This is a genomic window from Pseudescherichia sp. AS216, from assembly GCF_037152055.1.
Taxonomy (GTDB): Bacteria; Pseudomonadota; Gammaproteobacteria; order Enterobacterales; family Enterobacteriaceae; genus Pseudescherichia.
The window spans coordinates 37,184-60,290 of the sequence record NZ_JBBCMV010000008.1 but is presented as its reverse complement, the minus strand read 5'-3'; the positions used below and the strand labels follow the sequence as shown (position 1 = coordinate 60,290).

General features: G+C 56.6%; 23 protein-coding genes. 12 read left to right on the top strand and 11 right to left on the bottom strand.

The window, feature by feature from the left end; translation table 11 throughout:
• Positions 1-31: 31 nt before the first annotated feature.
• Together rhaA and rhaB are read right to left on the bottom strand one after the other, a co-directional pair.
• Positions 32-1,291: an L-rhamnose isomerase gene (gene rhaA, locus WFN61_RS19130; RefSeq protein WP_312273557.1), complete on the bottom strand. Its 1,260-nt coding sequence runs from the start codon at positions 1,289-1,291 to the stop codon at positions 32-34.
• The gene (gene rhaB / locus WFN61_RS19125) at positions 1,288-2,757 is read right to left on the bottom strand and encodes a rhamnulokinase (protein ID WP_337039096.1); all 1,470 of its coding nucleotides are present in this window, start codon (positions 2,755-2,757) and stop codon (positions 1,288-1,290) included. Before rhaB ends, rhaA begins: the two co-directional genes overlap by 4 nt.
• 299 nt (positions 2,758-3,056) lie before the next feature.
• Between rhaB and rhaS the strand changes: the two genes are divergently transcribed.
• The 4 genes from rhaS to yiiM all read left to right on the top strand — a co-directional run bounded on the left by rhaS (position 3,057) and on the right by yiiM (position 6,325).
• Positions 3,057-3,893, top strand: coding sequence for an HTH-type transcriptional activator RhaS (gene rhaS, locus WFN61_RS19120; protein WP_144818851.1), 837 nt, complete (start codon positions 3,057-3,059; stop codon positions 3,891-3,893).
• A gap of 80 nt (positions 3,894-3,973) precedes the next feature.
• A complete protein-coding gene (rhaR, locus tag WFN61_RS19115) occupies positions 3,974-4,828 on the top strand; it encodes an HTH-type transcriptional activator RhaR (protein WP_312176273.1) in 855 nt (284 codons plus the stop codon).
• A gap of 129 nt (positions 4,829-4,957) precedes the next feature.
• A complete protein-coding gene (sodA, locus tag WFN61_RS19110; RefSeq protein ID WP_042394546.1) occupies positions 4,958-5,578 on the top strand; it encodes a superoxide dismutase [Mn] in 621 nt (206 codons plus the stop codon).
• A gap of 69 nt (positions 5,579-5,647) precedes the next feature.
• The gene (gene yiiM / locus WFN61_RS19105) at positions 5,648-6,325 is read left to right on the top strand and encodes a 6-hydroxyaminopurine reductase (protein ID WP_144818847.1); all 678 of its coding nucleotides are present in this window, start codon (positions 5,648-5,650) and stop codon (positions 6,323-6,325) included.
• A gap of 42 nt (positions 6,326-6,367) precedes the next feature.
• Here yiiM and cpxA read toward each other — a convergent pair whose 3' ends face one another.
• On the bottom strand, positions 6,368-7,741 hold the full coding sequence (cpxA, locus tag WFN61_RS19100; RefSeq protein WP_144818845.1) for an envelope stress sensor histidine kinase CpxA: 1,374 nt from the start codon (positions 7,739-7,741) through the stop codon (positions 6,368-6,370).
• Positions 7,738-8,436 carry an envelope stress response regulator transcription factor CpxR gene (cpxR, locus tag WFN61_RS19095; RefSeq protein WP_042394556.1) on the bottom strand — a complete coding sequence of 233 codons (699 nt, stop codon included), beginning with the start codon at positions 8,434-8,436 and terminating at the stop codon, positions 7,738-7,740. Before cpxR ends, cpxA begins: the two co-directional genes overlap by 4 nt.
• A gap of 150 nt (positions 8,437-8,586) precedes the next feature.
• Between cpxR and cpxP the strand changes: the two genes are divergently transcribed.
• A complete protein-coding gene (gene cpxP, locus WFN61_RS19090; protein ID WP_144818843.1) occupies positions 8,587-9,084 on the top strand; it encodes a cell-envelope stress modulator CpxP in 498 nt (165 codons plus the stop codon).
• Between the two features lie 205 nt (positions 9,085-9,289).
• Here cpxP and WFN61_RS19085 read toward each other — a convergent pair whose 3' ends face one another.
• A complete protein-coding gene (locus tag WFN61_RS19085) occupies positions 9,290-9,709 on the bottom strand; it encodes a hypothetical protein (protein ID WP_257759131.1) in 420 nt (139 codons plus the stop codon).
• An 85-nt stretch (positions 9,710-9,794) separates the two neighbouring features.
• Between WFN61_RS19085 and WFN61_RS19080 the strand changes: the two genes are divergently transcribed.
• The 6 genes from WFN61_RS19080 (at position 9,795) to WFN61_RS19055 (ending at position 16,468) form a co-directional block, all read left to right on the top strand.
• Entirely contained in the window at positions 9,795-10,055 is a 261-nt protein-coding gene (locus WFN61_RS19080; protein ID WP_257759157.1) for a DUF1493 family protein, read from the top strand.
• Positions 10,056-10,213: 158 nt separating this feature from the next.
• Positions 10,214-11,095 carry a CDF family cation-efflux transporter FieF gene (gene fieF / locus WFN61_RS19075; RefSeq protein WP_257759132.1) on the top strand — a complete coding sequence of 294 codons (882 nt, stop codon included), beginning with the start codon at positions 10,214-10,216 and terminating at the stop codon, positions 11,093-11,095.
• Positions 11,096-11,296: 201 nt separating this feature from the next.
• On the top strand, positions 11,297-12,259 hold the full coding sequence (pfkA, locus tag WFN61_RS19070) for a 6-phosphofructokinase (RefSeq protein ID WP_144818837.1): 963 nt from the start codon (positions 11,297-11,299) through the stop codon (positions 12,257-12,259).
• 214 nt (positions 12,260-12,473) lie between these two features.
• On the top strand, positions 12,474-13,463 hold the full coding sequence (locus WFN61_RS19065) for a sulfate ABC transporter substrate-binding protein (RefSeq protein ID WP_312273552.1): 990 nt from the start codon (positions 12,474-12,476) through the stop codon (positions 13,461-13,463).
• A gap of 101 nt (positions 13,464-13,564) precedes the next feature.
• The gene (locus WFN61_RS19060) at positions 13,565-14,869 is read left to right on the top strand and encodes an SLC13 family permease (RefSeq protein WP_337039095.1); all 1,305 of its coding nucleotides are present in this window, start codon (positions 13,565-13,567) and stop codon (positions 14,867-14,869) included.
• A gap of 126 nt (positions 14,870-14,995) precedes the next feature.
• Entirely contained in the window at positions 14,996-16,468 is a 1,473-nt protein-coding gene (locus WFN61_RS19055) for a DASS family sodium-coupled anion symporter (RefSeq protein ID WP_337039094.1), read from the top strand.
• Positions 16,469-16,512: 44 nt separating this feature from the next.
• Here the strand turns inward: WFN61_RS19055 and tpiA are convergent, their stop codons facing one another.
• A complete protein-coding gene (gene tpiA / locus WFN61_RS19050; RefSeq protein ID WP_042394578.1) occupies positions 16,513-17,280 on the bottom strand; it encodes a triose-phosphate isomerase in 768 nt (255 codons plus the stop codon).
• Positions 17,281-17,389: 109 nt separating this feature from the next.
• On the bottom strand, positions 17,390-17,977 hold the full coding sequence (locus WFN61_RS19045) for a DUF1454 family protein (protein WP_144818829.1): 588 nt from the start codon (positions 17,975-17,977) through the stop codon (positions 17,390-17,392).
• A 110-nt stretch (positions 17,978-18,087) separates the two neighbouring features.
• Between WFN61_RS19045 and WFN61_RS19040 the strand changes: the two genes are divergently transcribed.
• On the top strand, positions 18,088-18,507 hold the full coding sequence (locus tag WFN61_RS19040) for a DUF805 domain-containing protein (protein WP_144818827.1): 420 nt from the start codon (positions 18,088-18,090) through the stop codon (positions 18,505-18,507).
• Positions 18,508-18,539: 32 nt separating this feature from the next.
• Here the strand turns inward: WFN61_RS19040 and fpr are convergent, their stop codons facing one another.
• The 4 genes from fpr to WFN61_RS19020 all read right to left on the bottom strand — a co-directional run bounded on the left by fpr (position 18,540) and on the right by WFN61_RS19020 (position 22,875).
• Positions 18,540-19,286 (bottom strand): ferredoxin--NADP(+) reductase, encoded by a 747-nt coding sequence (gene fpr, locus WFN61_RS19035; protein WP_312273549.1) that lies wholly within the window; start codon positions 19,284-19,286, stop codon positions 18,540-18,542.
• Positions 19,287-19,379: 93 nt separating this feature from the next.
• A complete protein-coding gene (gene glpX, locus WFN61_RS19030; protein WP_312777729.1) occupies positions 19,380-20,390 on the bottom strand; it encodes a class II fructose-bisphosphatase in 1,011 nt (336 codons plus the stop codon).
• A gap of 107 nt (positions 20,391-20,497) precedes the next feature.
• Positions 20,498-22,006 carry a glycerol kinase GlpK gene (gene glpK, locus WFN61_RS19025; protein WP_144818821.1) on the bottom strand — a complete coding sequence of 503 codons (1,509 nt, stop codon included), beginning with the start codon at positions 22,004-22,006 and terminating at the stop codon, positions 20,498-20,500.
• Positions 22,007-22,026: 20 nt separating this feature from the next.
• Positions 22,027-22,875, bottom strand: coding sequence for an MIP/aquaporin family protein (locus WFN61_RS19020; protein WP_222889131.1), 849 nt, complete (start codon positions 22,873-22,875; stop codon positions 22,027-22,029).
• Positions 22,876-23,107: the final 232 nt, after the last annotated feature.

Genomic DNA, 23,107 nt, shown 5'->3' with positions numbered 1-23,107 from the left:
CGGGTGGCGCTGCGCTTACCCGGCCTACTGTTTATTTACGGTGACTTAAAATCTCTTTTTCATAGGCCCGCACGCTGTCCAGCCACTGGCTCCCCGCCGGGGTATCGTGACGCTGGCAGTACATCTCCCATACCGCCTGCCACGGCAGCGATTTTTGCTCTTCCAGCAGCGCCAGCCGGGCGGTGTAGTCGCCCTCGGCCTCCAGCGTGCGCAGCTGGTCGGTCGGCTCCAGCAGGGCACGCAGCAGGGCTTTTTTCATATTGCGGGTGCCGATCACCCAGGCGGCGATGCGGTTGATTGACGCATCAAAGAAGTCGAGACCAATGTGCACCCGGTCAAAGAGATCGTGGCGAATGATTTCGCTGGCAATGGCCTGGGTTTCGTCATCCAGCAGCACCACATGATCGCTGTCCCAGCGCACCGGGCGGCTAACGTGCAGCAGCAGGCGCGGGATATAGAGCATGGCGGCGGAGATCTTGTCGGAGATCACCTCCGTCGGATGGAAGTGGCCCGCATCCAGGCAGAGCGCGGTCTGGCGGCTGGTGGCGTAGCCCATATAAAACTCGTTCGAGCCGACGGTGTAGCTCTCCGCACCGATACCGAACAGCTTGCTCTCTACGGCATCGATGTGGTGGTCGAGGCTCAGCTTTTCGCTCAGGGCTTCATCCAGCGCGGCAAGCAGGCGCTGACGCGGGGCGAGGCGGTCAACGGTGACGTCTTTCATGCCGTCCGGAACCCAGATATTCATCACCGACGGCGTACCCAGCTGCTCGCCAAACCAGGCAGATACGCGGCGGCAGGCTTTAACGTGGTCGATCCAGAACTGGCGGATCTCGTCGTTGGCGTGGGAGAGGGTAAAGCCATCGGCGCTCAGCGGATGCGAGAAGCAAGAGGGGTTAAAGTCCAGGCCCAGCTTCTGCGCTTTTGCCCACGCCACCCAGTTGGTAAAGTGCTCGGGCCTGATGGCGTTACGCTCCACCGGCGTCTCTGATTCAAGGTAGATTGCATGCAGATTCAGACGCATTGGCCCGGGGATCAGGCTCAGAGCCTGCTCCAGATCCGTCCGCAGCTCCTGGGCGCTGCGCGCTTTGCCAGGGTAGTTGCCGGTGGCCTGGATCCCGCCGGTCAGGCCGCCCTGCGGGTTCTCAAACCCAGCCACGTCATCGCCCTGCCAGCAGTGCATGGAAACCGGCAGGCGATCGAGCTGGCGCAGCGCCTCCTCAACGTCAACGCCTACCGCGGCAAACCGCTGCTTAGCAAGTTCCCAGGCTTGTTCAATGGGAGTGGTCATGCGCAAAGCTCCTTTCTCTGTTGTTTGGTTTGAAACTGCGCGACGTGGCGGGCAATTTCACTGTCAGGTTGTGTAATAAAGGTTGTCAGGGGGTAATTGGCCGTCACGACCTGACGGAAAGCGTCGACGTTGTCCAGCTCGTCCAGGGTCATGAGTTGAATACCGATATTGCCCAGCGTTGAGGCTTCGATGGGGCCCGCGACCACCGTGACGCCGCAGGCGTCGGCGCAGAGCTGGTTGAGGAGACGGTTCTGGCAGCCGCCGCCAACAATATGCAGCTGGCTGAACCGTTTGCCGCGCAGCGCCGCCAGCTCGCCGAGCACGTCGGCGTAGAGCAGGGCAAGGCTGTCGAAGATGCAGCGCGCCAGTTCAGCCTGGCTGGCTGGCTCTGGCTGGCTTGACTCGCGGCAGGCAGCGCGGATCTCGGCGCTCATGTTTTCCGGGTTGATAAAGCGCTCATCGTTGGGATTAATCAGCATCCGGCATGCGGTTAGCTGCTCGGTTTCCGCAATCAGGGCGGGCAGGTCGGTGACGTTCTGCTCTTTCAACACGCGCTGTAGCAGCCACAGGCCCATGATGTTTTTCAGCACCCGGTAGCGCCCTTCGGCACCGCCCTCGTTGGTGATATTGGCCGCCAGCGCCGCCTCGTCGGTATAGGGGGTTTGGCTCTCAAAACCCATCAGGGACCAGGTTCCAGAGGAGAGGTAGGCGCTGTCCGCATCGCTCAGCGGCGAGGCGATCACGGCGCTGGCGGTATCATGGCTGGCGACGGCCACGACGGGAATTTCACTCCCCTGCGGGCCTCGCCAGTGGCCAATCACGTTGCCCGGCTGGGTCGGTGTGCCAAACCACGCTGGGTTAGCGCCGGTCCAGGCCAGCAGGATGTCATCCCAGTCATTGCTATTGATATTCACCAGTTGGGTCGTGGTGGCGTTGGTGTACTCCCAGTTCATTTTGCCCGTCAGACGAAAGCTGAAGTAGTCTGGGATCAGCAGGGCATGAGCTACCTGCGCCGCCTGCTCTGGCTGCTGTTCGACAAATGTGTGCAGCTGATAGAGCGTGTTGAAAGGCAGAAACTGGATACCGCTGCGGCGGTAAATTGTCTCTCTGCCGAGCTGCGCCTGGGCGCGGGCCATTACGCCGTGGGTGCGCCCGTCGCGGTACGACACCGGCAGACCGACGCGCTGGCCGTGTTCATCAAGCAGCACATAGTCCACGCCCCAGGTATCAATGCCGATGCTATCGATCTGAATACCCTGCTCGCTGACCTTGTTTAGCCCAAGGCGAATCTCACTCTCCAGGCTGTCGATATCCCAGGTAGCAAAGCCGTTCACGTTTTGCAGGCAGTTGACGAAGCGGTGAATTTCACGCAGCCTCAGGGCGCGCTGTTCACTGTCGTAACGCGCCAGCATGACGCGCCCACTGGATGCGCCGAGATCGACCGCGACACAATGGCGAAAGGTCATAGTGGAGTCCTCTGAGAGTCAATGCCGACAGTCTACGAACCCCCTCAGCGGCGTACCTTCTTGCTATGGACAGGCAAAATTAGGCGCTGGCAAGAAAGCAAAGATGAACGTGATAGCGTTCACAATTTCCAGTAATAGCGCCTCTTATCACTGGTGTGACGCCAGCCGCATTTCCGGATCTTTCCCACCGTTTCTTGAAAAAGCGACCGGGTTTGCGCGCTTTGATGTCAAAAATTCAAGGTGGGATTGCCAGCCTTTCATTACTCTTTTTGGCATGTTCTCCATTTCAGGAAGCCGTCATGACCGTACTCCACAGCGTAGATTTTTTTCCGTCAGGTAAAACGCCTGTGGCTATTGAGCCGCGCCTTCCCCAGTCGGCGTTTCCTGAGCATCACCATGATTTCCATGAGATTGTTATTGTTGAGCATGGTACGGGCATTCATGTTTTTAACGGTCAGCCCTACTCCATCAGCGGGGGCAGCGTCTGTTTCATCCGTGACCACGATCGCCATCTCTACGAACACACGGATAATCTCTGTCTGACTAACGTGCTCTACCGCTCGCCGGAGGCTTTCCAGTTCCTGACGGGGCTGAACCAGCTGCTGCCTCAGGAGCAGGACGGACACTATGCCTCCCACTGGCGGGTTAACCAGGGGGCGCTACAGCAGGTGCGGCAGATCGTCGGCCAGATGGAGCAGAGCGCCGAGGAGGAGAGCACCGCCGCTCTTGCCAGCCGGGAGATCCTGTTTATGCAGCTGCTAGTGCTGCTGCGGAAGAGCAGTCTTGAGGAGGGGGCCGTTAACAACGATGCCCGCCTGAATCAGATGATGGCGTGGCTGGAGGATCACTTCGCGGATGAGGTTTGCTGGGCGTCGCTGGCTGACCGTTTCTCTCTCTCGCTGCGTACGCTGCACCGTCAGCTGAAGCAGCACACGGGCATGACCCCGCAGCGCTACCTCAACCGCCTGCGCCTGATTAAGGCCCGCCACCTGCTGCGCCACAGCGATGAAAGCGTTACCGACATTGCGTTTCGCTGCGGTTTCGGCGACAGCAACCACTTTTCGACGCTTTTTCGCCGCGAATTTAGCTGGTCACCGCGGGATATCCGTCAGGGGCGGGATGCTCCGCTGCAATAGCCGTAAACGAGAAGAGAGTCACCGTTTTTTTGCTAAAAAACAGCTAAATATAGAAGGTTGAAGGCTGTTGAGGTGACGCTGTGGCAGGTCAGTTAATTCTGCGGAGGGATGATTTTTTTGCCAGGCCCGGGCAGGCGGTCGCGGTGGCCGATCGCTATCCGCAAAACGTCTTTGCTGAACACACCCATGAGTTCAACGAGCTGGTGCTGGTCTGGCGCGGCAACGGCCTGCATATTCTTAACGATCGCCCGTATCGTATTACCCGGGGCGATCTCTTCTATATCCGCGCCGAGGACCGTCACGCCTACGCCTCGGTAAACGATCTGGTGCTGCAAAACATCATCTACTGCCCGGAGCGGCTGACGCTCAACCTTGACTGGGCTGCGCATATCCCCGGCCTGGACGGCGGAGAGCCGATACCCTACTGGCGCATGGGCAGCAGCGGTATGGCCCAGGCCCGGCAGGTGATTAGCCAGCTTGAGCATGAGAGCACCAAAGCGGATCCGCTCTCCGATCCGCTGGCAGAAACGCTGTTTGCCCAACTGGTATTAACCCTGAAGCGCCATCGCTACGCCACCAATAATCTTTCGGCGACCCGTAGCGAAGCGTTGCTGGATAAACTCATCACCGCCCTGGCCAGCAGCCTCAACCGCGCCTTTTTGCTTGAGCAATTTTGCGAGCAAAATCAGTGCAGTGAGCGTACACTACGCCAGCAGTTTCGTACCCAGACCGGCATGACAATCAACCACTATCTGCGCCAGCTGCGCATCTGTCACGCCCAGTATCTGCTCCAGCACAGCGAGCTGATGATCGGTGAAATTGCCACACGCTGTGGTTTTGAAGACAGCAACTATTTTTCCGTAGTTTTTACCCGTGAAACCGGCGTGGCACCGAGTCAGTGGCGGCACCGCAGCAGGACGCTCACGGGTACATAACAAAAGGTTATAACCATATAAAAACTACGGCATTGATAAACATTTTCAATACTACTTAATTAACTATAATGAACCAACTGCTTACGCGGCGTTAACAGTATCGCCGCCCGACAATTAATGGAGATGATTATGAGTTACACACTGCCATCACTGCCGTACGCTTATGATGCACTGGAACCACACTTCGATAAGCAGACGATGGAAATCCATCACACTAAACATCACCAGACCTACGTTAACAACGCTAACGCCGCACTGGAAAGCCTGCCTGAGCTGGCTAACCTGCCGGTAGAAGAGCTGATCGCTAAGCTGGATCAGGTTCCGGCCGACAAAAAAACTGTCCTGCGTAACAACGCTGGCGGTCACGCTAACCACAGCCTGTTCTGGAAAGGCCTGAAAACCGGCACTACCCTGCAGGGCGATCTGAAAGCCGCCATCGAGCGCGACTTCGGCTCCGTTGAGAAATTCAAAGAAGAGTTCGAGAAAGCAGCGGCAACCCGCTTTGGCTCCGGCTGGGCATGGCTGGTACTGAAAGGCGACAAGCTGGCCGTTGTCTCTACCGCAAACCAGGATAGCCCACTGATGGGTGAAGCGGTTTCTGGCGCATCCGGCTTCCCGATCCTGGGCCTGGACGTGTGGGAACACGCTTACTACCTGAAATACCAGAACAAACGCCCGGACTACATCAAGGCATTCTGGGAAGTTGTGAACTGGGACGAAGCTGCTGCCCGTTTCGCTGCTAAAAAATAAGGTTGCATTGTGACCAGTGAAAAGCGAGTCTTATGACTCGCTTTTTTTGTATCTGGATAAGGCGCGGTGATGCATCATCAGGTTAACGTTTTTACTGGTAAAGTAAGCGATTACGCAGGCAGTCGGCCAAGCGCTATTGCCAAAGTGCAGGTTGACGGCGAGCTGACGTTAACCGAACGGGGGCTTGCGGGGGATGAGCAGGCCGAGAAGAAGATCCACGGCGGGCCAGATCGTGCCCTGTGTCACTATCCACGCGAGCACTATCGCTACTGGGCAAGCGCATTTCCTGAACAGGCGGAGCGCTTTGTCGCGCCAGCGTTCGGCGAGAACCTCTCCACCGAGGGAATGACCGAGCAAAACGTCTATATCGGGGATATTTTTCGCTGGGGTGAAGCGCTGATTCAGGTGACCCAGCCGCGTTCGCCCTGTTTCAAAGTTAACTACCATTTTGCCATTCATGATCTCTCCTCCCTGATGCAGGAGAGCGGCCGCACGGGCTGGCTCTACCGGGTAATTGCCCCGGGCAGCGTCTCCAGCGATGCGCCTCTTGAGCTGGTTTCCCGCTGTAGCGACGTGAGCGTCTATGAGGCCGCCGCCATCGCCTGGCATCTGCCGTTTGACGACGAGCAGTACCACCGCCTGCTCTCTGCCGCTGGCCTCTCAGTGAGCTGGGCCAGAACCATGCAGAAACGACGCCTGAGCGGCAAGATTGAAAGCTTTGCGCCCAGACTGTGGGGCAGGAAATAGCAGGCCGGGGGTTGCCCGGCCTGGAGACTCTACACGTTTAAACTATGAACGCTTATGCAGCGGTAGCCACATCGTTAAGCGTAACCCGCCTAACGGGCTGTCGTCGGCCTTCACCCAGCCGCGGTGCTGCTGGATAGCCGTCTCGACAATCGCCAACCCGAGCCCGCTGCCGCCGGACTCTCGGTCACGCGCTTCGTCGGTACGATAGAATGGGCGGAAAATCTGCTCGCGATCTTCCGCACTGACGCCCGGACCGTCGTCATCCACGTTAACCGTCACGCCCTCTTTATCCACCGCAAAACTCACCTCAATCTTCGTATGCGAGTAGCGCAGGGCGTTACGCACGATATTTTCCAGCGCACTCTCCAGCGCACTCGGGTTGCCGTACAGCGGCCACGGTCCCGGCGGGAAGTTGACGGTCAGTGATTTGCCCATCTGCTCGGCTTCAAAGGCGGCGTTATCCAGCACGTCATTCCACAGGTGATTGGCCTTAACGGTTTCGCTCACCAGCGCATTTTTCTGCTGATTACGCGACATCACCAGCAGATCGTTAATCATGCTGTCGAGACGCTGCGCTTCGGTCTCAATGCGGGCCAGCTCCTTGCTCTCACCGCTGCGGCGGCGCAGCAGGGCGGTGCCCAGCTGTAAACGCGTAAGCGGCGTGCGCAGCTCGTGAGAGATGTCAGAGAGCAGGCGCTGCTGAGTGGTCATCATGCGTTCAAGTGCCGTGACCATCTGGTTAAAGCTGGCCCCGGCAGCAAGAAACTCCTGCGGCCCGGCTTCCAGCTCTGGATGCTGGCGCAGGTTGCCCTGAGCTACTTCGTCCGCCGCGTTTTTCAGCTTACGCGCCGGTTTGGCCAGGCTCCACGCCAGCCAGAGCAGCAGCGGAGAGCTGATCAACATCGTCACAATCAGCAGCAGGAGCGGTCGGTCAAACAGCAGGTTGATAAAATCGGACTGGGAGTTGCTCGCCGGACGGATAAGGTAGAGCTGGTAGTTATCTTCCCCGTCGCGGATGGAAAACGGCCCTACCAGCTCTACCCGTCCATATTTTTTCTTCTGCGGATGATCGGAGTTATCCGCCTGGCCAATAAAGTTACGAATGATCTGCATTTCGCTACGTTCAGCGCCGATCACCCGGCCTTCACTGGTCACCAACAGCAGGCGCTGCCCCGGCGGGGCCCACTTATCAATTGCGCGAAACAGCCGCCGCCACCACATCAAATCGTTCGGTGGATCAAGGGCCAGCTCCGCCTCAACGTGCTGCTCAATCATAATGCCCTGGCGCTGCTCGCTATCCAGCAGCTCCGTCATTTGCCGGGAGTCCAGCTTGGGCACCATTAAGACCAGCATTAGCACCAGTGCCAGCGTTAGCCAAAAAATGGCAAAGATGCGTGCCGTCAAACTTCCTATCATGAAGCCGCAACCATCAGATAGCCGCGTCCGCGCAGCGTTTTAAACCACGGATGGCCATCTTTACGCTCCGGCAGCTTACGGCGCAGGTTAGAGATATGCATATCGATCGCGCGATCGAACGGCGTCAGGCGTTTACCCAAAACCTCCTGGCTAAGATGCTCCCTGGAGACCACCTGGCCGAGATGCTGCGCCAGCAGGTAGAGCAGGGTGAACTCGGTGCCGGTCAGCTCCAGCGACTGGCCATCAAAACTGGCCTCCTGACGGCCTGGATTCAGGCTCAGGGCGTCCACTTCCAGGGTCGGTGAACCGTTATCGCTGTTCTGCTGCTGCTCACTCCAGTGTGAACGGCGCAGAATAGCGCGAATACGGGCCACCAGCTCGCGATCGTTAAAGGGTTTAGGCAGATAGTCGTCCGCGCCCAGCTCAAGGCCGAGAACGCGATCCAGCTCGCTACCGCGTGCCGTCAGCATAATGACGGGTGTCTGGTGTGTCTGGCGTAGCTCTTTAAGGGTGTCGATACCATTCTTCTTTGGCATCATTACGTCGAGCAAAAGCAGATCGATGCTGTCGTCCAGGAGGTCGAGCGCCTGCTCCCCGTCATGGGCAACCTGCACATTGAAGCCTTCCATGTCGAGCAGCTCCTTTAAAAGGGAAGTAAGCTCTCGGTCATCGTCAACTAACAAAATTTTATTCATTATTTAAATACCTCCGAGGCAGAAATTACGTCATCAAGGCTCGCTAATCCATGACTTTACGTTGTTTTACACCCCCTGACGCTAGTTTGCAGCCTGAATCGTAGACTGAGTTCAGTTGATTGGCGACACAAACGATTTTGGGAGCAAGTGATGCGCATTGTTACCGCTGCCGTCATGGCCTCAACGCTGACGTTAAATACCGTTGGCCACGCAGCTGAAGGTGTAACAGGCGAGAGCTGGCACGGCTCTGAAGAGCTGGCACCGCGTAGCACCCAGAGCCATATGTTTGACGGTATTAGTTTAACTGAACAACAGCGCCAGCAACTGCGTGATTTGATGCAGCAGGCGAGGCACAAGTTGCCACCTGTTAATGTTAGCGAAATCGAGACGATGCACGGCCTCGTGACCGCAGAAAAATTTAATGAAAGCGCCGTACGCGCTCAGGCAGAAAAAATGGCGCAGGAGCAGGTTGCCCGCCAGGTCGAAATGGCCCGGGTTCGCAACCAGATGTATCACCTGCTCACGCCCGAGCAACAGGCGGTTTTACACGACAAGCACCAACAGCGAATTAACCAGCTGCGCGACGTTGCAAAAATGCAGCAGGAATCGCCGCTAACGTTATCGAGTAGCAGTACCGGTAGTAAGTAGTAACCAGTAACAACCCTGTTTTCCTTGCCATAGACACCATCCCTGTCTTCCCCCTCATGATGAGGGGGTTTTTTTTGTCAGTCACTTAGAAAAATGGCTTATAAATCAATCATCCGTGCAACAGCCATAAGTAGTTGCAAGGAGGATATCGCGTTATGTGGACCGATCCCGTAAAGCCAGGTAGGTCAGTTAAAGGGCTTTGATCTCAGTTAGTAAGAATTGAGTTTATGCCATGTATAAGTTCAGGAAAGTAGCTTTGATCAATGAGCATGCCACCTTCCAGCGTCCAAAGAGTTAGCCTATTCGGCGTGATTTTGAAATTGAACCCAATAGCGTAAGCGTCTATTGCATGGTGAATATCAAATTGAAAGGTATTAACGCGAGGTGCATAGACTACAGGCGCTGGAGCCCGATGATCAGATAAGCAGTGCCAGAATTGGGTCAGCTTGTCCCGGAGTTCATCAAGATCAAAAAGGCTAAATTCACATTCGCACCCCAGGTTTACGCCCGAACCTTGTACTTCCAACCAGCATATAATCAAATCCTGACGCCTGTCTTCCGGCTCTTCAACCCTTTCAACAAAGGAAAATCGGAAAAGTGCGTCATCGGTTTTTATCTCAAACATAAACGTGGCTCGCTGAGGCTTAATCGTAGTGAAAGTGCATGAAGCGGCACAGGTAAGAGCGCTGATTAAAAAGCATTTCTGGGCGATGGCTGATGATACTTCCATCAGTACGGGAAGTAAGCTTGTCCTGCCTGAAGATGCAGCTGAGTTTATCGACGAGTACAGAGAGACGCTGGGCGTAGATATGTCTGGCTTCAATTTTAACCGCTATTTTCCCAACGCAGGCATTCGTTTCCTGCCCAATGCCATACTTCCGCGCTATCTAAAAACAGATCATCACGTACCCGAACCCCTCACTGTCAGCATGCTTATTGAGTCGGCCGAGGCTGGCCGCTGGTTATTTTAGTGGTTCAGCTAATTTTCTGTTGAAGATGGCCTGGTTAAGGCCATAGCCACCCGCTAAGGCTTAATAGCAGTTAAACCCCTGGCATCCGCCCCGTTTTTTGTCACATTGCCTGATTTATCATCCGTTATACTACTCCCCATGTCCGGGTAGGAGTGCGTATGAATCAAATGTATGGGCAGCTGGTGAGCCGGGCAGCTATTGCCGCGACGGTAATGGCCTCGTTGCTGCTGGTAATTAAAATTTTTGCATGGTGGTACACCGGATCGGTGAGCGTGCTGGCGGCGCTGGTCGATTCGCTGGTGGATATTGCCGCCTCTTTAACCAACCTGCTGGTGGTGCGTTATTCCCTCCAGCCAGCGGATGATGAGCATACTTTCGGGCACGGCAAGGCCGAGTCGCTGGCGGCGCTGGCCCAGAGCATGTTTATCTCCGGCTCGGCGCTGTTCCTCTTTTTAACCGGTATTCAGCACCTTGTTAGTCCTGAGCCAATGAAAGCGCCGCAGATCGGTATCATCGTGACGTTGGTTGCGCTGGTGTGTACTGTGATCCTCGTCACTTTTCAGCGTTGGGTGGTACGAAAAACGCAAAGTCAGGCCGTGCGCGCCGATATGCTTCATTATCAGTCTGATGTTATGATGAATGGCGCTATTCTCATCGCGCTGGGGCTGTCGTGGTACGGCTGGCACCGGGCCGATGCGCTCTTTGCGTTGGGTATCGGAGCCTATATCCTCTACAGCGCGCTGCGTATGGGGTATGAAGCGGTTCAGTCGCTGCTGGATCGTGCGCTACCCGATGTAGAGCAACAGGAAATAATCGCTATCGTTACTCGTTGGCCGGGGGTCAGCGGAGCACACGATCTTCGCACGCGGCAGTCAGGGCCGACTCGCTTTATTCAGATTCATTTGGAAATGGACGACAATCTCCCGCTTGTTCAGGCGCATCTTGTAGCCGAGCAGGTTGAAAAGGCGATTTTGCGGCGTTTCCCGGGTTCCGATGTGATCATCCATCAGGACCCTTGTTCCGTAGTATCCCAAGGATGAATTTCCTGGCGTAAGCCCAGGTTACAAGGTGTAAAAAGGTGAAGCAGACCAGCATTTTGTGGATAAATTACCGCCATTTGGTCTGACCTGAATCAATTCAGCCAAGGGAGATTGATATACTATGCGCAGCATAGCCATTCACTCCCAGGGGCGTCGCTTCGGGCAAGAATTTATTTTGCATTCCTAAGTTCAGAGGTAGTCATGATTAAGAAAATCGGTGTGTTGACAAGTGGCGGTGATGCGCCTGGCATGAACGCTGCAATTCGTGGCGTAGTTCGTGCAGCATTGACTGAAGGTCTGGAAGTTTGCGGCATTTACGACGGCTATCTTGGCCTGTATGAAGATCGCATGGTGCAGCTCGACCGCTACAGCGTCTCTGACATGATCAACCGTGGTGGTACGTTCCTCGGCTCGGCTCGTTTTCCGGAGTTCCGTGAAGAGCACATCCGTGCCGTGGCTATCGAAAACATGAAAAAACGCGGCATCGACGCGCTGGTGGTCATCGGCGGCGATGGCTCCTATATGGGGGCGAAACGCCTGACCGAGATGGGCTTCCCGTGCATCGGCCTGCCGGGCACCATCGATAACGACGTTGCCGGGACCGACTACACCATCGGCTACTTCACCGCGCTGCATACCGTTGTTGAAGCGATTGACCGCCTGCGTGATACCTCCTCTTCCCACCAGCGTATCTCCATCGTTGAAGTGATGGGCCGTTACTGTGGCGATCTGACCCTGGCGGCGGCTATTGCCGGCGGCTGCGAGTTCATCGTCCTGCCGGAAGTGGAGTTTAACCGTGAAGATCTGGTGAGCGAAATCAAGGCCGGGATCGCGAAGGGTAAAAAGCATGCCATCGTTGCGATTACCGAGCACATCTGCGATATCGACGAACTGGCGAAGTACATTGAATCTGAGACCCAGCGTGAAACCCGCGCGACCGTTCTCGGCCATATCCAGCGCGGCGGCTCTCCGGTTCCTTATGACCGTATTCTGGCTTCCCGTATGGGGGCCTACGCCATTGAACTGCTGCTGCAGGGCTATGGCGGCCGCTGCGTCGGTATCCAGAACGAGAAGATGGTGCACCATGACATCATCGACGCTATCGAAAATATGAAGCGTCCGTTCAAAGGCGACTGGCTGGACTGCGCTAAGAAACTTTACTAGCAGGGATTTTCGCCCGGTGGCGCTGAGCTTACCGGGCCTACCGTCTCGCTCCTGTAGGCCGGGTAAGGCACAGCCGCCACCCGGCTTTTTTTCATCCAACGACATCTTTATTCCCCAAGGTTATAGCCAATCTTTTTTTATTCTTTAATCATTGATTCGCTTTCTGGCACGCTGCATTCATCACAACACAATTCAATCTATAAGCGAGTGAGCGATGAACAAATGGGGTGTAGGGTTAACGTTGCTGCTGGCCTCCGGCAGCATTCTGGCAAAGGACATTCAGCTTTTAAACGTCTCATACGATCCAACGCGTGAGCTGTACGAGCAGTACAACAAGGCGTTCAGCGCGCACTGGAAGCAGGAAACCGGTGATAACGTCACCATCCGCCAGTCGCACGGTGGCTCAGGCAAGCAGGCGACCTCTGTTATCAACGGTATTGAAGCCGATGTGGTGACGCTGGCGCTGGCCTATGACGTTGATGCTATCGCCGAGCGTGGGCGCATCGATAAAAACTGGATCAAACGCCTGCCGGATAACTCAGCGCCCTATACATCGACCATCGTTTTCCTGGTGCGTAAAGGCAACCCGAAACAGATCCACGACTGGAACGATCTGATTAAGCCGGGCGTCTCGGTGATCACACCGAACCCGAAAAGCTCCGGCGGCGCACGCTGGAACTACCTGGCGGCGTGGGGCTACGCTCTGCACCACAACAACAATGACCAGGCTAAAGCACAGGACTTCGTGAAGGCGCTGTTTAAGAACGTAGAAGTGCTGGACTCCGGCGCACGCGGTGCGACCAATACCTTCGTTGAGCGCGGCATCGGTGACGTGCTGATCGCCTGGGAGAACGAGGCGCTGCTGGCAACCAACGAGCTGGGCAAAGACAAGTTTGAAATTGTCACTCCGAGCGAATCTATCCTCGCCGAGCCGACCGTCTCTGTGGTCGACAAAGTGGTTGAGAAGAAAGAGACCAAAGCCGTGGCCGAGGCCTATCTGAAGTATCTGTACTCTCCGGAAGGACAGGAGATCGCCGCGAAAAACTTCTACCGTCCGCGTAACCCGGACGTAGCGAAGAAATATGACAGCGAGTTCCCGAAACTGAAGCTGTTCACCATCGATAAGGAGTTTGGCGGCTGGACAAAAGCCCAGAAAGAGCACTTCTCCAACGGTGGTACCTTCGACCAGATCAGCAAGCGTTAAGAAGAACGGCCCTGCGGGGCCGTTTTTTGTCCCACCATTAATGGCGTTTACTGAACCTTCCTGTCGCCGTAGACTCGGTGAAAAAATAGCAGGAGACAGGTATGTCACTCTGGTTAACGCACCCTCTGTTCCTTCCCTCACTGATAATCGGCGTCACCATCGTGCTGTGGGCGACCTCTCTGCTGCCGGAGTTTATTACCGCGCTGCTCTTCTTTGCTGCCGCCATGGTGGCCAAAATCGCCCCGGCGGATGTTATCTTTGGCGGCTTTGCTTCGTCGGCGTTCTGGCTGGTCTTTAGCGGCTTTGTGCTGGGCGTGGCGATCCGCAAAACCGGCCTGGCGGACCGGGCGGCGAGGGCTCTCTCAGCAAGGCTGACCGATTCGTGGCTACTGATGGTGGGCAGCGTGGTGCTGTTGAGCTACGCCCTGGCGTTTGTCATGCCGTCCAACATGGGACGCATCGCGCTGTTAATGCCTATCGTTGCCGCGATGGCGGCGCGAGCCGGGATCCACGAGGGATCGCGGGCATGGTTTGGCCTGGCGCTGGCGGTGGGCTTTGGCACCTTCCAGCTTTCCGCGACCATTCTGCCCGCTAACGTGCCGAATTTGGTGATGAGCGGCGCGGCAGAAGGGGCCTTTGGTATCCATCTCAACTATGTTCCCTATCTGCTGCTGCACACGCCGGTGCTGGGCATTTTAAAGGGGCTGATCCTGATTGCCCTTATCTGCTGGCTCTTTCCCGGCAAACCGCATGCGGCGCGCGATCTTGAACCTGCTACGCCGATGAGCCGGGATGAGAAGCGGCTCGCCTGGATGCTGGCGGTGGTACTCACTTTATGGGTGACCGAGAGCTGGCATGGCATCGGCCCGGCCTGGACCGGTCTGGCGGCGGCCTGCGTTACGCTGCTGCCGCGCATCGGCTTTATTAACGGCGAGGAGTTCGCCGCCGGGGTAAATATCCGCACCTGTATCTACGTGGCGGGCATTCTGGGTCTGGCGATCACGGTGACGCAAACCGGTATTGGCCGCGCCGTAGGGGATGCGCTGCTGCACGTTATGCCGCTGGATCCACAAAACCCGTTCACCAGCTTTGTGGCCCTGACCGGCATTACCACCGCGCTTAACTTTATCATGACCGCTAACGGCGTGCCGGCGCTCTATACCAGCCTGGCGCAAAGCTTTTCTGACGCCACCGGTTTCCCGCTGCTGTCGACGATTATGATTCAGGTGCTGGGTTACTCGACGCCGCTGCTGCCATATCAGGCCTCGCCGATCGTAGTGGCCATGGCGTTAGGCAAGGTGCCTGCGCGGGCGGGAATGCTGCTCTGTCTGGCGCTGGCGATAGCGACCTATCTGCTGCTGCTGCCGCTGGACTATCTGTGGTATCAGGCATTGGGAAAACTCTAGCCCTCCGTCTGTGAACGTCGTTATCTTAATCCTTTGTTTTTGTGAGGTGATAGAGGGATTTATCCTTGATGATGCTGGTTAATACCACGGCGCGCATCAGCGCGCTGAACATTCAAGGATGGATTTATGGACAGATTAACCCCTGTACGATGTTGGCCCGCCATCATTGCTATTGCTATCACTCTGACCATCTCGTTTATTATCCCCGTACCTGCCGATGTGACGCCTGAGGCGTGGCAGCTGCTGGCGCTGTTTATCGGCACTATCGCGGCGATCATCGGTAAAGCCATGCCTATTGGCGCGATTGCGATAGTGGCGATTATGCTGGTGGCAATGACCGGCGTCACCAATCCCGGTAAGCCTTCTGCGGCGCTTAACGATGCGCTGAGCGGCTTCTCCAATCAGCTGATCTGGCTGATTGGGCTGTCGATTATGCTCTCGCAAAGTTTGCTTAAAACCGGGCTGGGAGCGCGTATTGGCTACGGATTTATTGCCCTGTTCGGCAAGCGGACTCTCGGCATCGCCTGGGCCTTAACCCTGGCGGAAACGCTGATTGCACCGGTGACGCCAAGCAATACCGCACGCGGTGGCGGCATTATCCACCCTATTATGCGAGCGATTGCAGAAAGCCTTGGCTCGCAGCCTGGCAGCCGCGAAAACGGCTCAACGGGGCGCTACCTGGCCCTGGTGAATTACAATATTAACCCCATCAGTTCGGCCATGTTTATCACCGCGACCGCGCCAAATCCGCTGATTGTCAGCTTTTTGACCAAAGGCAGCGATGGCGTACTAACGATGACCTGGGGAATGTGGGCCGTTGCCGCTTTGCTTCCGGCGGCAGTCTCGCTGGTTGTCATGCCGGTTGTTATCTGGTGGCTCTATCCACCCGCGATTACGCGTACGCCGGATGCGCCACGTTTTGCCCGGCAACGGCTGGATGCGCTGGGTCCCTTATCCCTTGCCGAGAAGATTACCCTGACGGTTTTCATTTTACTGCTCTGCCTGTGGGCCGGGGTGCCAGAGATGGTAATGGGGGGAGGCTGGGCCGTTAACCCAACCAGCGCAGCGTTAATCGGCCTGTCAATTCTGTTACTCACTGGGGTACTCAACTGGGAGGATATCCTTAAGTGCCGCGGTGCCTGGGATACTATCGTCTGGTTCGCGGCGCTGGTCATGATGGCAGATTTCCTGAACAAGCTGGGTCTGGTGAGCTGGCTGGCAACCAGCGTCGGCAGCGTTATCAGTCAGTTAGGCCTGCACTGGAGCATCGCGACGCTGCTGTTGGTTCTGCTCTACGTCTATGCGCACTACTTTTTCGCCAGCACCACTGCCCATATTACCGCCATGTTTGCTGCGTTCTTCGCTGCGGGGCTGGGTTTGGGCGCGCCGCCCGCGCTGCTTGGGCTGATGCTCGGCTTTTCTTCGTCGCTAATGATGTCGCTGACGCACTATGGGACGGGAACGGCACCCATTATTTTTGGTTCCGGCTACGTTACGCTTGCGGAGTGGTGGAAAGCGGGGCTGGTGATGAGTATCGTTAATCTGCTGATTTGGGGGGTTATCGGTGCCTTCTGGTGGCACTGGCTGGGATACTGGTAATGCGAGAAGAGAGTATGACGGGGGAGGCCCCCGTCATAACAGCATTACGCCTGCTTAGCCGCTTCCGCTGCTTTCACAATCACTGCAAACGCATCAGCTTTCAGGGAAGCACCGCCAACCAGCGCGCCGTCGATATCCGGCTGGGTGAACAGTTCAGCCGCGTTAGAGGCGTTAACCGAGCCGCCGTACTGAATGATCACCTGCTCAGCCACTTTCGCGTCAGCTTTTGCAATGTGGTCACGGATAAACTTATGCACCGCCTGCGCCTGCGCCGGGGTCGCTGATTTGCCGGTACCGATAGCCCATACCGGTTCGTAGGCAATCACTACGCCTTCGAACGCTGCTGCGCCCTGGGTTTTCAGCACGGCGTCAATCTGACGCGCGCACACTTCTTCGGTTTTACCCGCTTCGTTCTCTTCTTCGGTTTCACCGATGCACAGAACCGGGATCAGACCCTGCTCTTTCAGTACGGCGAATTTTTTCGCGATCAGCTCGTCAGACTCGGCGTGGTAGGTGCGACGCTCAGAGTGACCGATAATGATGTACTGCGCGCCCACGTCTTTCAGCATCTCAGCGGAGGTTTCACCGGTGAAGGCACCGGAGAGGTTCACGTCAACGTTCTGCGCGCCGAGGATAATGTGGCTGCCCGCTGCGGCCTGTTTTGCCAGGTCCAGATACATTGCCGGCGGCGCGATGGCCACGCCGCAGCCGGTGACGCCAGCCAGCTCTTTACGCAGGTTAGCTACCAGCTCGTTTACCATGTGGCGGCTGCCGTTCAGTTTCCAGTTACCCATCACTAAAGGATGTCGCATTTTTATTCTCCACGCTTTGTCAGCGAATCAAGGAATATGGCTGCCGTTTGCAGGCAGCATGGTTGTCAAACAGTATAGAGATTCATCCCTGCAAAGGCTTTGCTTTTTATCATTTATTGTTACCTTCAGCACTATCAGATAGCGTCAGCTTAATCGGTTCAACAGCGAAGGTCAGCCCTTTTTCACCGTTATCTGCTGCAACATAGCGCAACGCACCCTCGGTCTCGGCATACCAGGCTTTGCCTTTGCCTCTGTTCAGCAGTTTCTGCAGTTTTTGCAGGCTATTGGCTTTGCTCAGCTGCGGCGAAAAGGCGCGTAATACCGCCGCCATATACTCCTGCGCTTTGGCTTTCGACGCTTTCAGCTCCGGCCCCTGAACAGGAAGCCAGGTAATCTGCATCGACTTGATCTTCAGCGTACCACGCTCAAGAGCCGTAGAGGCGTAGAGCGACTCGTTGATTTTGCTGGCGGCCCGCGTCAGGTTCGCCCGATCGTTGCGAGATTCGATGGCGCGAAACTCGTTGAGCGCCAGCCCAGGGTTATCAGCGTTAAACTTCTCCCGGAACTGACTAATAGATTGATCGAAGGTTGGCGCACCCGCCAGCAGATAGGGGGCCGTGGCCGCCAGGGGAACCTCTACCGCCAGAGCAGGCAGGCAACACGCCAGCCACGCCAGCAATACGCTCCATCTTTTCATGATCTCTCCCTCTGTTTAGCTATCCCGATTAAAACGATAACCGTCTGGCTTGTCAAAAGCTGACCCGACTAAGGTAAACTACGCAGCACTACGATTATAAGGAACCTTACATGACCATACAGCAGTGGTTATTCTCATTTAAAGGACGTATTGGACGTCGTGACTTCTGGATCTGGATAGCGCTCTGGGCGCTGTCGATGGTGGCACTCTTTTCGCTGGCGGGAAGCGGGCTGGTGGATCTGCAGCTGGCAGCCTTTGCGCTGGTCAGTCTGCTCTGGCCCACCACCTGCGTGGTGGTAAAACGGCTGCACGATCGCGGTAAGTCTGGCTACTGGGCCTTGCTGCTAGTGCTGGCGTGGGTGTTGCTGGCCGGGCGCTGGGATGTGCTAGGCGGCGTCTGGACGTGGGCAGTGGGGCGCTTTATCCCGACGCTGATTATGGTCATGCTGCTGGTGGACCTCGGCGCGTTTCTCGGCACGCCGGGCGAAAACAAGTTTGGTAAAACGGCGCTGGACGTTAAATTCCGTTAATTACCAGGTCCGTTAATTACCAGGTCTGTTAATTACCAATAGTGCTCAGCGGTCATATGGCCCGGACGGCGGCGCAGGTGTTTGGCCATCTGCCGGGTCTCTTTCAGCAGCTGCTGAGTATCACGTACCATCTGCGGATTGCCACACAGCATCACATGGCTATCTTCCGCGCGCATTGTCAGCCCGACGGCGCGCTCTAACTCTCCGCTCTCAATCAACGCCGGTACGCGCCCGTGCAGTGAGCCCGCTACCGTTTCGCGACTGACGACCGTCTGGATCCGCAGTTTACCCTCATAGCGCTTTTGCAGCTCCAGCATCAGCGGCAGATAGCTGAGATCCTCGGCATAGCGCGCGGCATGGACCAGCACCAGGTTTTTAAAGCGCTCCAGGTCTTTTCCTTCCTGCAAAATCGACAGATAGGGGCCGATGGCCGTCCCGGTTGCCAGCATCCACAGGGTGTCACACTCAGGGATCTCCTCAAGTACAAAGAACCCTGCGGCCTCGCTCACGATCAGCACCTCATCACCTGGCTTTAGCGCCGCAAGGCGCGGACTGAGCTTGCCGTCCGGGACGGTGACCAGGTAAAACTCCAGATTAGGATCGCTGGGGGCGTTAACGTAGGAGTAGGCGCGCTGGACGCGCTCGCCGTCAATCTCCAGACCCAGCTTGGCAAACTGGCCCGCCTTGAAGGGGTGGATGGGAGCATGAACGGTGAGACTAAAGAGCGCGTCGGTCCAGAATTCAACCTTCGTAACTTTTCCTGTAACCCAATCCGCCATGATCGTCTCCTGTTCTGTATAACCTTATCTTCGTCGCTTAAAGCGAACTTTTCCAGCCCGAGCGGGCCGGAAAGCTCGATTGATCAAATGACCTTAAAGAATGTGGCGCTGTACGTCCGTATCTTTGCGATCGAGGTAATGAATGGACTGGATCCGGCGGATAGTGCGAGATTTACCGCGGATCAACAGGGTTTCGGTAGTGGCCATATTGCCCTTGCGGCTAATGCCGTCGAGCAGATCGCCCTTAGTGATGCCGGTGGCAGAAAAAATCACGTTATCGTTGCGGGCCATATCATCCAGCTGCAGCACGCTGTCTGCCTCAATACCCATCTCTTTACAGCGCGCCAGCTCCTGCTCGCCGATGCGGCGATTCTCTTCGCTGTCGCCCTTCACGTGATGACGTGCCAGCAGGCGGCCCTGCATATCACCGTCCAGCGCGCGGATGGCGGCGGCGGAGACCACGCCCTCTGGCGCACCGCCGATGCCGTAGAGCACGTCCACTTCGCTGTCTGGCATGCAGGTCAGAATGGAGGCGGCCACGTCGCCGTCGGGAATGGCAAACACGCGCACGCCGAGCTGCTGCATCTGGGCGATGACCGCATCGTGGCGCGGCTTCGCCAGGATGGTCACGGTCAGCTCGTCGAGGGGCTTATCGAGCGCGGCGGCCACGTTACGCAGGTTCTCTTCCAGGGGTAGGTTAAGATCGATAGCGCCCTTTGCGCCAGGACCAACAATCAGCTTCTCCATATACATATCTGGCGCATTCAGGAAGCTGCCCTTGTCGCCCACTGCCAGCACTGCCAGCGCATTGGCCTGGCCCATCGCTGTCATGCGGGTGCCTTCGATAGGGTCGACGGCAATATCTACCGCATCGCCCTGGCCGGTACCGACGCGCTCGCCGATATAGAGCATCGGTGCTTCATCGATCTCACCCTCGCCAATCACGATGGTCCCGTCAATGTTGACCTGATTGAGCACAATGCGCATGGCGTTAACCGCTGCGCCGTCGGCAACGTTTTTATCGCCCCGGCCCAGCCATTTGTAACCGGCCAGCGCGGCCGCTTCCGTCACGCGGGAAAATTCAATCGCAAGCTCTCGTTTCATTGCACACTCGTCGTTAAAGAACGTCATTAAAGAAATTGTGCAAAGTTTAACACAGAGAGAGAGGCGGTATGCCCCCTCTCCGGACGGAGAGGGGAGCGGGGTGATGATTACTCGTCGTGCTCTTCCCACGCCATGGCGCGTTTCACGGCCTTTTTCCAGCCGCTGTAGCGGTAGTTACGCTCGGTGGTTTCGATACCCGGACGGAACTCGCGCTCGATAACCGCTTTCTCCTGCAGCTCGTCGAGGTTCTGCCAGAAACCGACCGCCAGGCCTGCCAGGTAAGCAGCGCCCAGGGCCGTCACTTCGCGAACTTCCGGCCGCTCAACGCGGGTGCCGAGAATATCGGACTGGAACTGCATCAGGAAGTTATTGGCTACCGCACCACCGTCCACACGCAGGGCGTGCAGACGAATGCCGGAGTCGGCCTGCATGGCCTCCAGCACGTCGCGGGTCTGATAGGCAATGGATTCCAGCGTCGCGCGGATGATGTGGTTCGAGTTGACGCCACGGGTCAGGCCGAAGATTGCACCGCGGGCATAGGGATCCCAGTAGGGCGCGCCGAGGCCGGTAAAGGCCGGCACCACGTACACGCCGTTGGTATCTTTCACCTTGGTGGCAAAGTATTCCGAGTCGAACGCGTCGCTGATCAGCTTCATCTCGTCGCGCAGCCACTGAATGGATGCGCCCGCCATAAATACCGCGCCTTCCAGGGCGTAGTTCACCTCGCCACGCGGGCCGCAGGCGATGGTGGTCAGCAGGCCGTGCTCGGAGGCTACCGCCTTCTCGCCGGTGTTCATCAGCATAAAGCAGCCGGTGCCGTAGGTGTTCTTCGCCATCCCCTGCTTGACGCAGAGCTGACCAAAGAGCGCCGCCTGCTGGTCACCGGCGATCCCGGCGATAGGAATACGCGTGCCGCCCTTGCCGCCGATGTTGGTCTGACCGTAAACCTCGGAGGATTTACGCACCTCTGGCAGCATGGCGCGCGGAATATCCAGCACCTCCAGCATTTTGTCATCCCACTCCAGGGTGTGGATGTTAAACAGCATGGTACGGGAGGCGTTGGTGTAGTCGGTGACGTGAACGCGTCCCTGGGTCATCTTCCAGATCAGCCAGCTGTCGACGGTGCCGAACAGCAGTTCGCCGCGCTTAGCGCGTTCACGGGAGCCGTCTACATGGTCGAGGATCCACTTCACCTTAGTACCGGAGAAGTAGGGGTCGATGACAAGGCCGGTGGTGGCGCGGATATAGTCTTCCAGGCCGTCGCGCTTCAGATGCTCGCAGATGTCGGCGGTGCGACGGCACTGCCAGACGATGGCATTGTGAATGGGCTTACCGGTCTCTTTATCCCAGATCACCACGGTTTCACGCTGGTTGGTAATGCCGATAGCGGCAATCTGATCGGAGCTGATGTCGGCTTTCGCTAACACTTCTACCAGCGTTGAGCTTTGGCTGGCCCAGATCTCCATCGGATCGTGCTCAACCCAGCCTGGTTTAGGGTAGATTTGTTCGAATTCGCGCTGTGAAACGCTGATGATATTGGCGTCGTGATCCATTACCACGGCGCGAGAGCTGGTTGTACCCTGGTCCAGCGCAACGATATATTTTTTCTCAGTCATCTTTTTTTCCCGTAGTCACATTACAGCGACGCTTTGTGTTGTGCGGCAGTGGCAGCTGGCTCTTTCACCTCTTCCTCGCAGGTGTCGCAGGGCAGATGGCGGCCAATCAACTTACGATAACCAAACGCGCCGAGCGCTGCACCTGCTACCGGCCCGAACAGCGGCACCAGGAAGTAGGGGATATCCTTACCGCCGGTAAAGGCGATGTCGCCCCAGCCTGCAAGCCAGGCGAAGGCTTTTGGCCCAATATCACGCGCCGGGTTCATCGCAAAACCGGTCAACGGCCCCATCGAGGCGCCAATTACCGCGATCAGCAGGCCAATGAGCAGCGGAGCCAGCGGGCCGCGTGGAATACCGTTGCCATCATCGCCGAGCGCCATGATCACGCCCATCAGGATAGCGGTAATCACCATTTCAACCGCGAAGGCCTGCACAAAATTGATGTGTGGGTTGGGGTAGGTTGAAAATATCCCGGCAAGATCCAGGCTTTCAACGCTGCCGCGTACCATGTGGTGGGTCTGTTCAAAATCATAAAACAGGTTGTAGTAGAGGCCGTAGACCAGCGCGGCGGCACAAAACGCGCCTGCAAACTGCGAGGCGATAAACGGCGCGACTTTGCGCTTGTCAAAGCAGGCGAATAGCCACAGCGCAATGGTTACCGCCGGGTTGAGATGCGCACCGGAGACCCCGGCGGTCAGGTAGATGGCCATCGCCACGCCCAGACCCCAGATAATACTGATCTCCCACTGGCCGAAGGAGGCACCCGCCACCTTCAGCGCCGCAACACAGCCAACCCCGAAGAAAATCAACAACCCGGTACCGAGAAACTCGGCGATGCACTGGCCTTTTAAGGTCGATGTTTGACTCATAATCGGATCCTGAAGTGTGTAATGGTTATTGTTATCATGGCGAACAGAGACAACCATGATGTCTGTAGACACAGTGTTAATTTATCGTTAACGAGCAAAAACGAGAAATATCGAAATTAAAATGTGTGTACTGCGTCAACAAAATGAGCGTTTTCGCGCTATGGAGCACATATTTGCTCCGGAAGATAATTTGAGGCTGAATCATTTCATTAACGAATCGATTAACAAATCA

Bases quoted from the DNA above. Each gene is read 5' to 3' on its own strand.
- rhaS (WP_144818851.1), top strand. From the start codon at position 3,057: ATGACCGTACTCCACAGCGTAGATTTTTTTCCGTCAGGTAAAACGCCT.
- WFN61_RS19040 (WP_144818827.1), top strand. From the start codon at position 18,088: ATGACCATACAGCAGTGGTTATTCTCATTTAAAGGACGTATTGGACGT.
- WFN61_RS19080 (WP_257759157.1), top strand. From the start codon at position 9,795: ATGGCTGATGATACTTCCATCAGTACGGGAAGTAAGCTTGTCCTGCCT.
- WFN61_RS19020 (WP_222889131.1), bottom strand. From the start codon at position 22,875: ATGAGTCAAACATCGACCTTAAAAGGCCAGTGCATCGCCGAGTTTCTC.
- cpxP (WP_144818843.1), top strand. From the start codon at position 8,587: ATGCGCATTGTTACCGCTGCCGTCATGGCCTCAACGCTGACGTTAAAT.
- fpr (WP_312273549.1), bottom strand. From the start codon at position 19,286: ATGGCGGATTGGGTTACAGGAAAAGTTACGAAGGTTGAATTCTGGACC.
- glpK (WP_144818821.1), bottom strand. From the start codon at position 22,006: ATGACTGAGAAAAAATATATCGTTGCGCTGGACCAGGGTACAACCAGC.
- rhaA (WP_312273557.1), bottom strand. From the start codon at position 1,291: ATGACCACTCCCATTGAACAAGCCTGGGAACTTGCTAAGCAGCGGTTT.
- cpxA (WP_144818845.1), bottom strand. From the start codon at position 7,741: ATGATAGGAAGTTTGACGGCACGCATCTTTGCCATTTTTTGGCTAACG.
- glpX (WP_312777729.1), bottom strand. From the start codon at position 20,390: ATGAAACGAGAGCTTGCGATTGAATTTTCCCGCGTGACGGAAGCGGCC.
- cpxR (WP_042394556.1), bottom strand. From the start codon at position 8,436: ATGAATAAAATTTTGTTAGTTGACGATGACCGAGAGCTTACTTCCCTT.
- WFN61_RS19055 (WP_337039094.1), top strand. From the start codon at position 14,996: ATGGACAGATTAACCCCTGTACGATGTTGGCCCGCCATCATTGCTATT.
- tpiA (WP_042394578.1), bottom strand. From the start codon at position 17,280: ATGCGACATCCTTTAGTGATGGGTAACTGGAAACTGAACGGCAGCCGC.
- WFN61_RS19085 (WP_257759131.1), bottom strand. From the start codon at position 9,709: ATGTTTGAGATAAAAACCGATGACGCACTTTTCCGATTTTCCTTTGTT.
- rhaB (WP_337039096.1), bottom strand. From the start codon at position 2,757: ATGACCTTTCGCCATTGTGTCGCGGTCGATCTCGGCGCATCCAGTGGG.
- sodA (WP_042394546.1), top strand. From the start codon at position 4,958: ATGAGTTACACACTGCCATCACTGCCGTACGCTTATGATGCACTGGAA.
- pfkA (WP_144818837.1), top strand. From the start codon at position 11,297: ATGATTAAGAAAATCGGTGTGTTGACAAGTGGCGGTGATGCGCCTGGC.
- WFN61_RS19065 (WP_312273552.1), top strand. From the start codon at position 12,474: ATGAACAAATGGGGTGTAGGGTTAACGTTGCTGCTGGCCTCCGGCAGC.
- WFN61_RS19060 (WP_337039095.1), top strand. From the start codon at position 13,565: ATGTCACTCTGGTTAACGCACCCTCTGTTCCTTCCCTCACTGATAATC.
- yiiM (WP_144818847.1), top strand. From the start codon at position 5,648: ATGCATCATCAGGTTAACGTTTTTACTGGTAAAGTAAGCGATTACGCA.
- fieF (WP_257759132.1), top strand. From the start codon at position 10,214: ATGAATCAAATGTATGGGCAGCTGGTGAGCCGGGCAGCTATTGCCGCG.
- WFN61_RS19045 (WP_144818829.1), bottom strand. From the start codon at position 17,977: ATGAAAAGATGGAGCGTATTGCTGGCGTGGCTGGCGTGTTGCCTGCCT.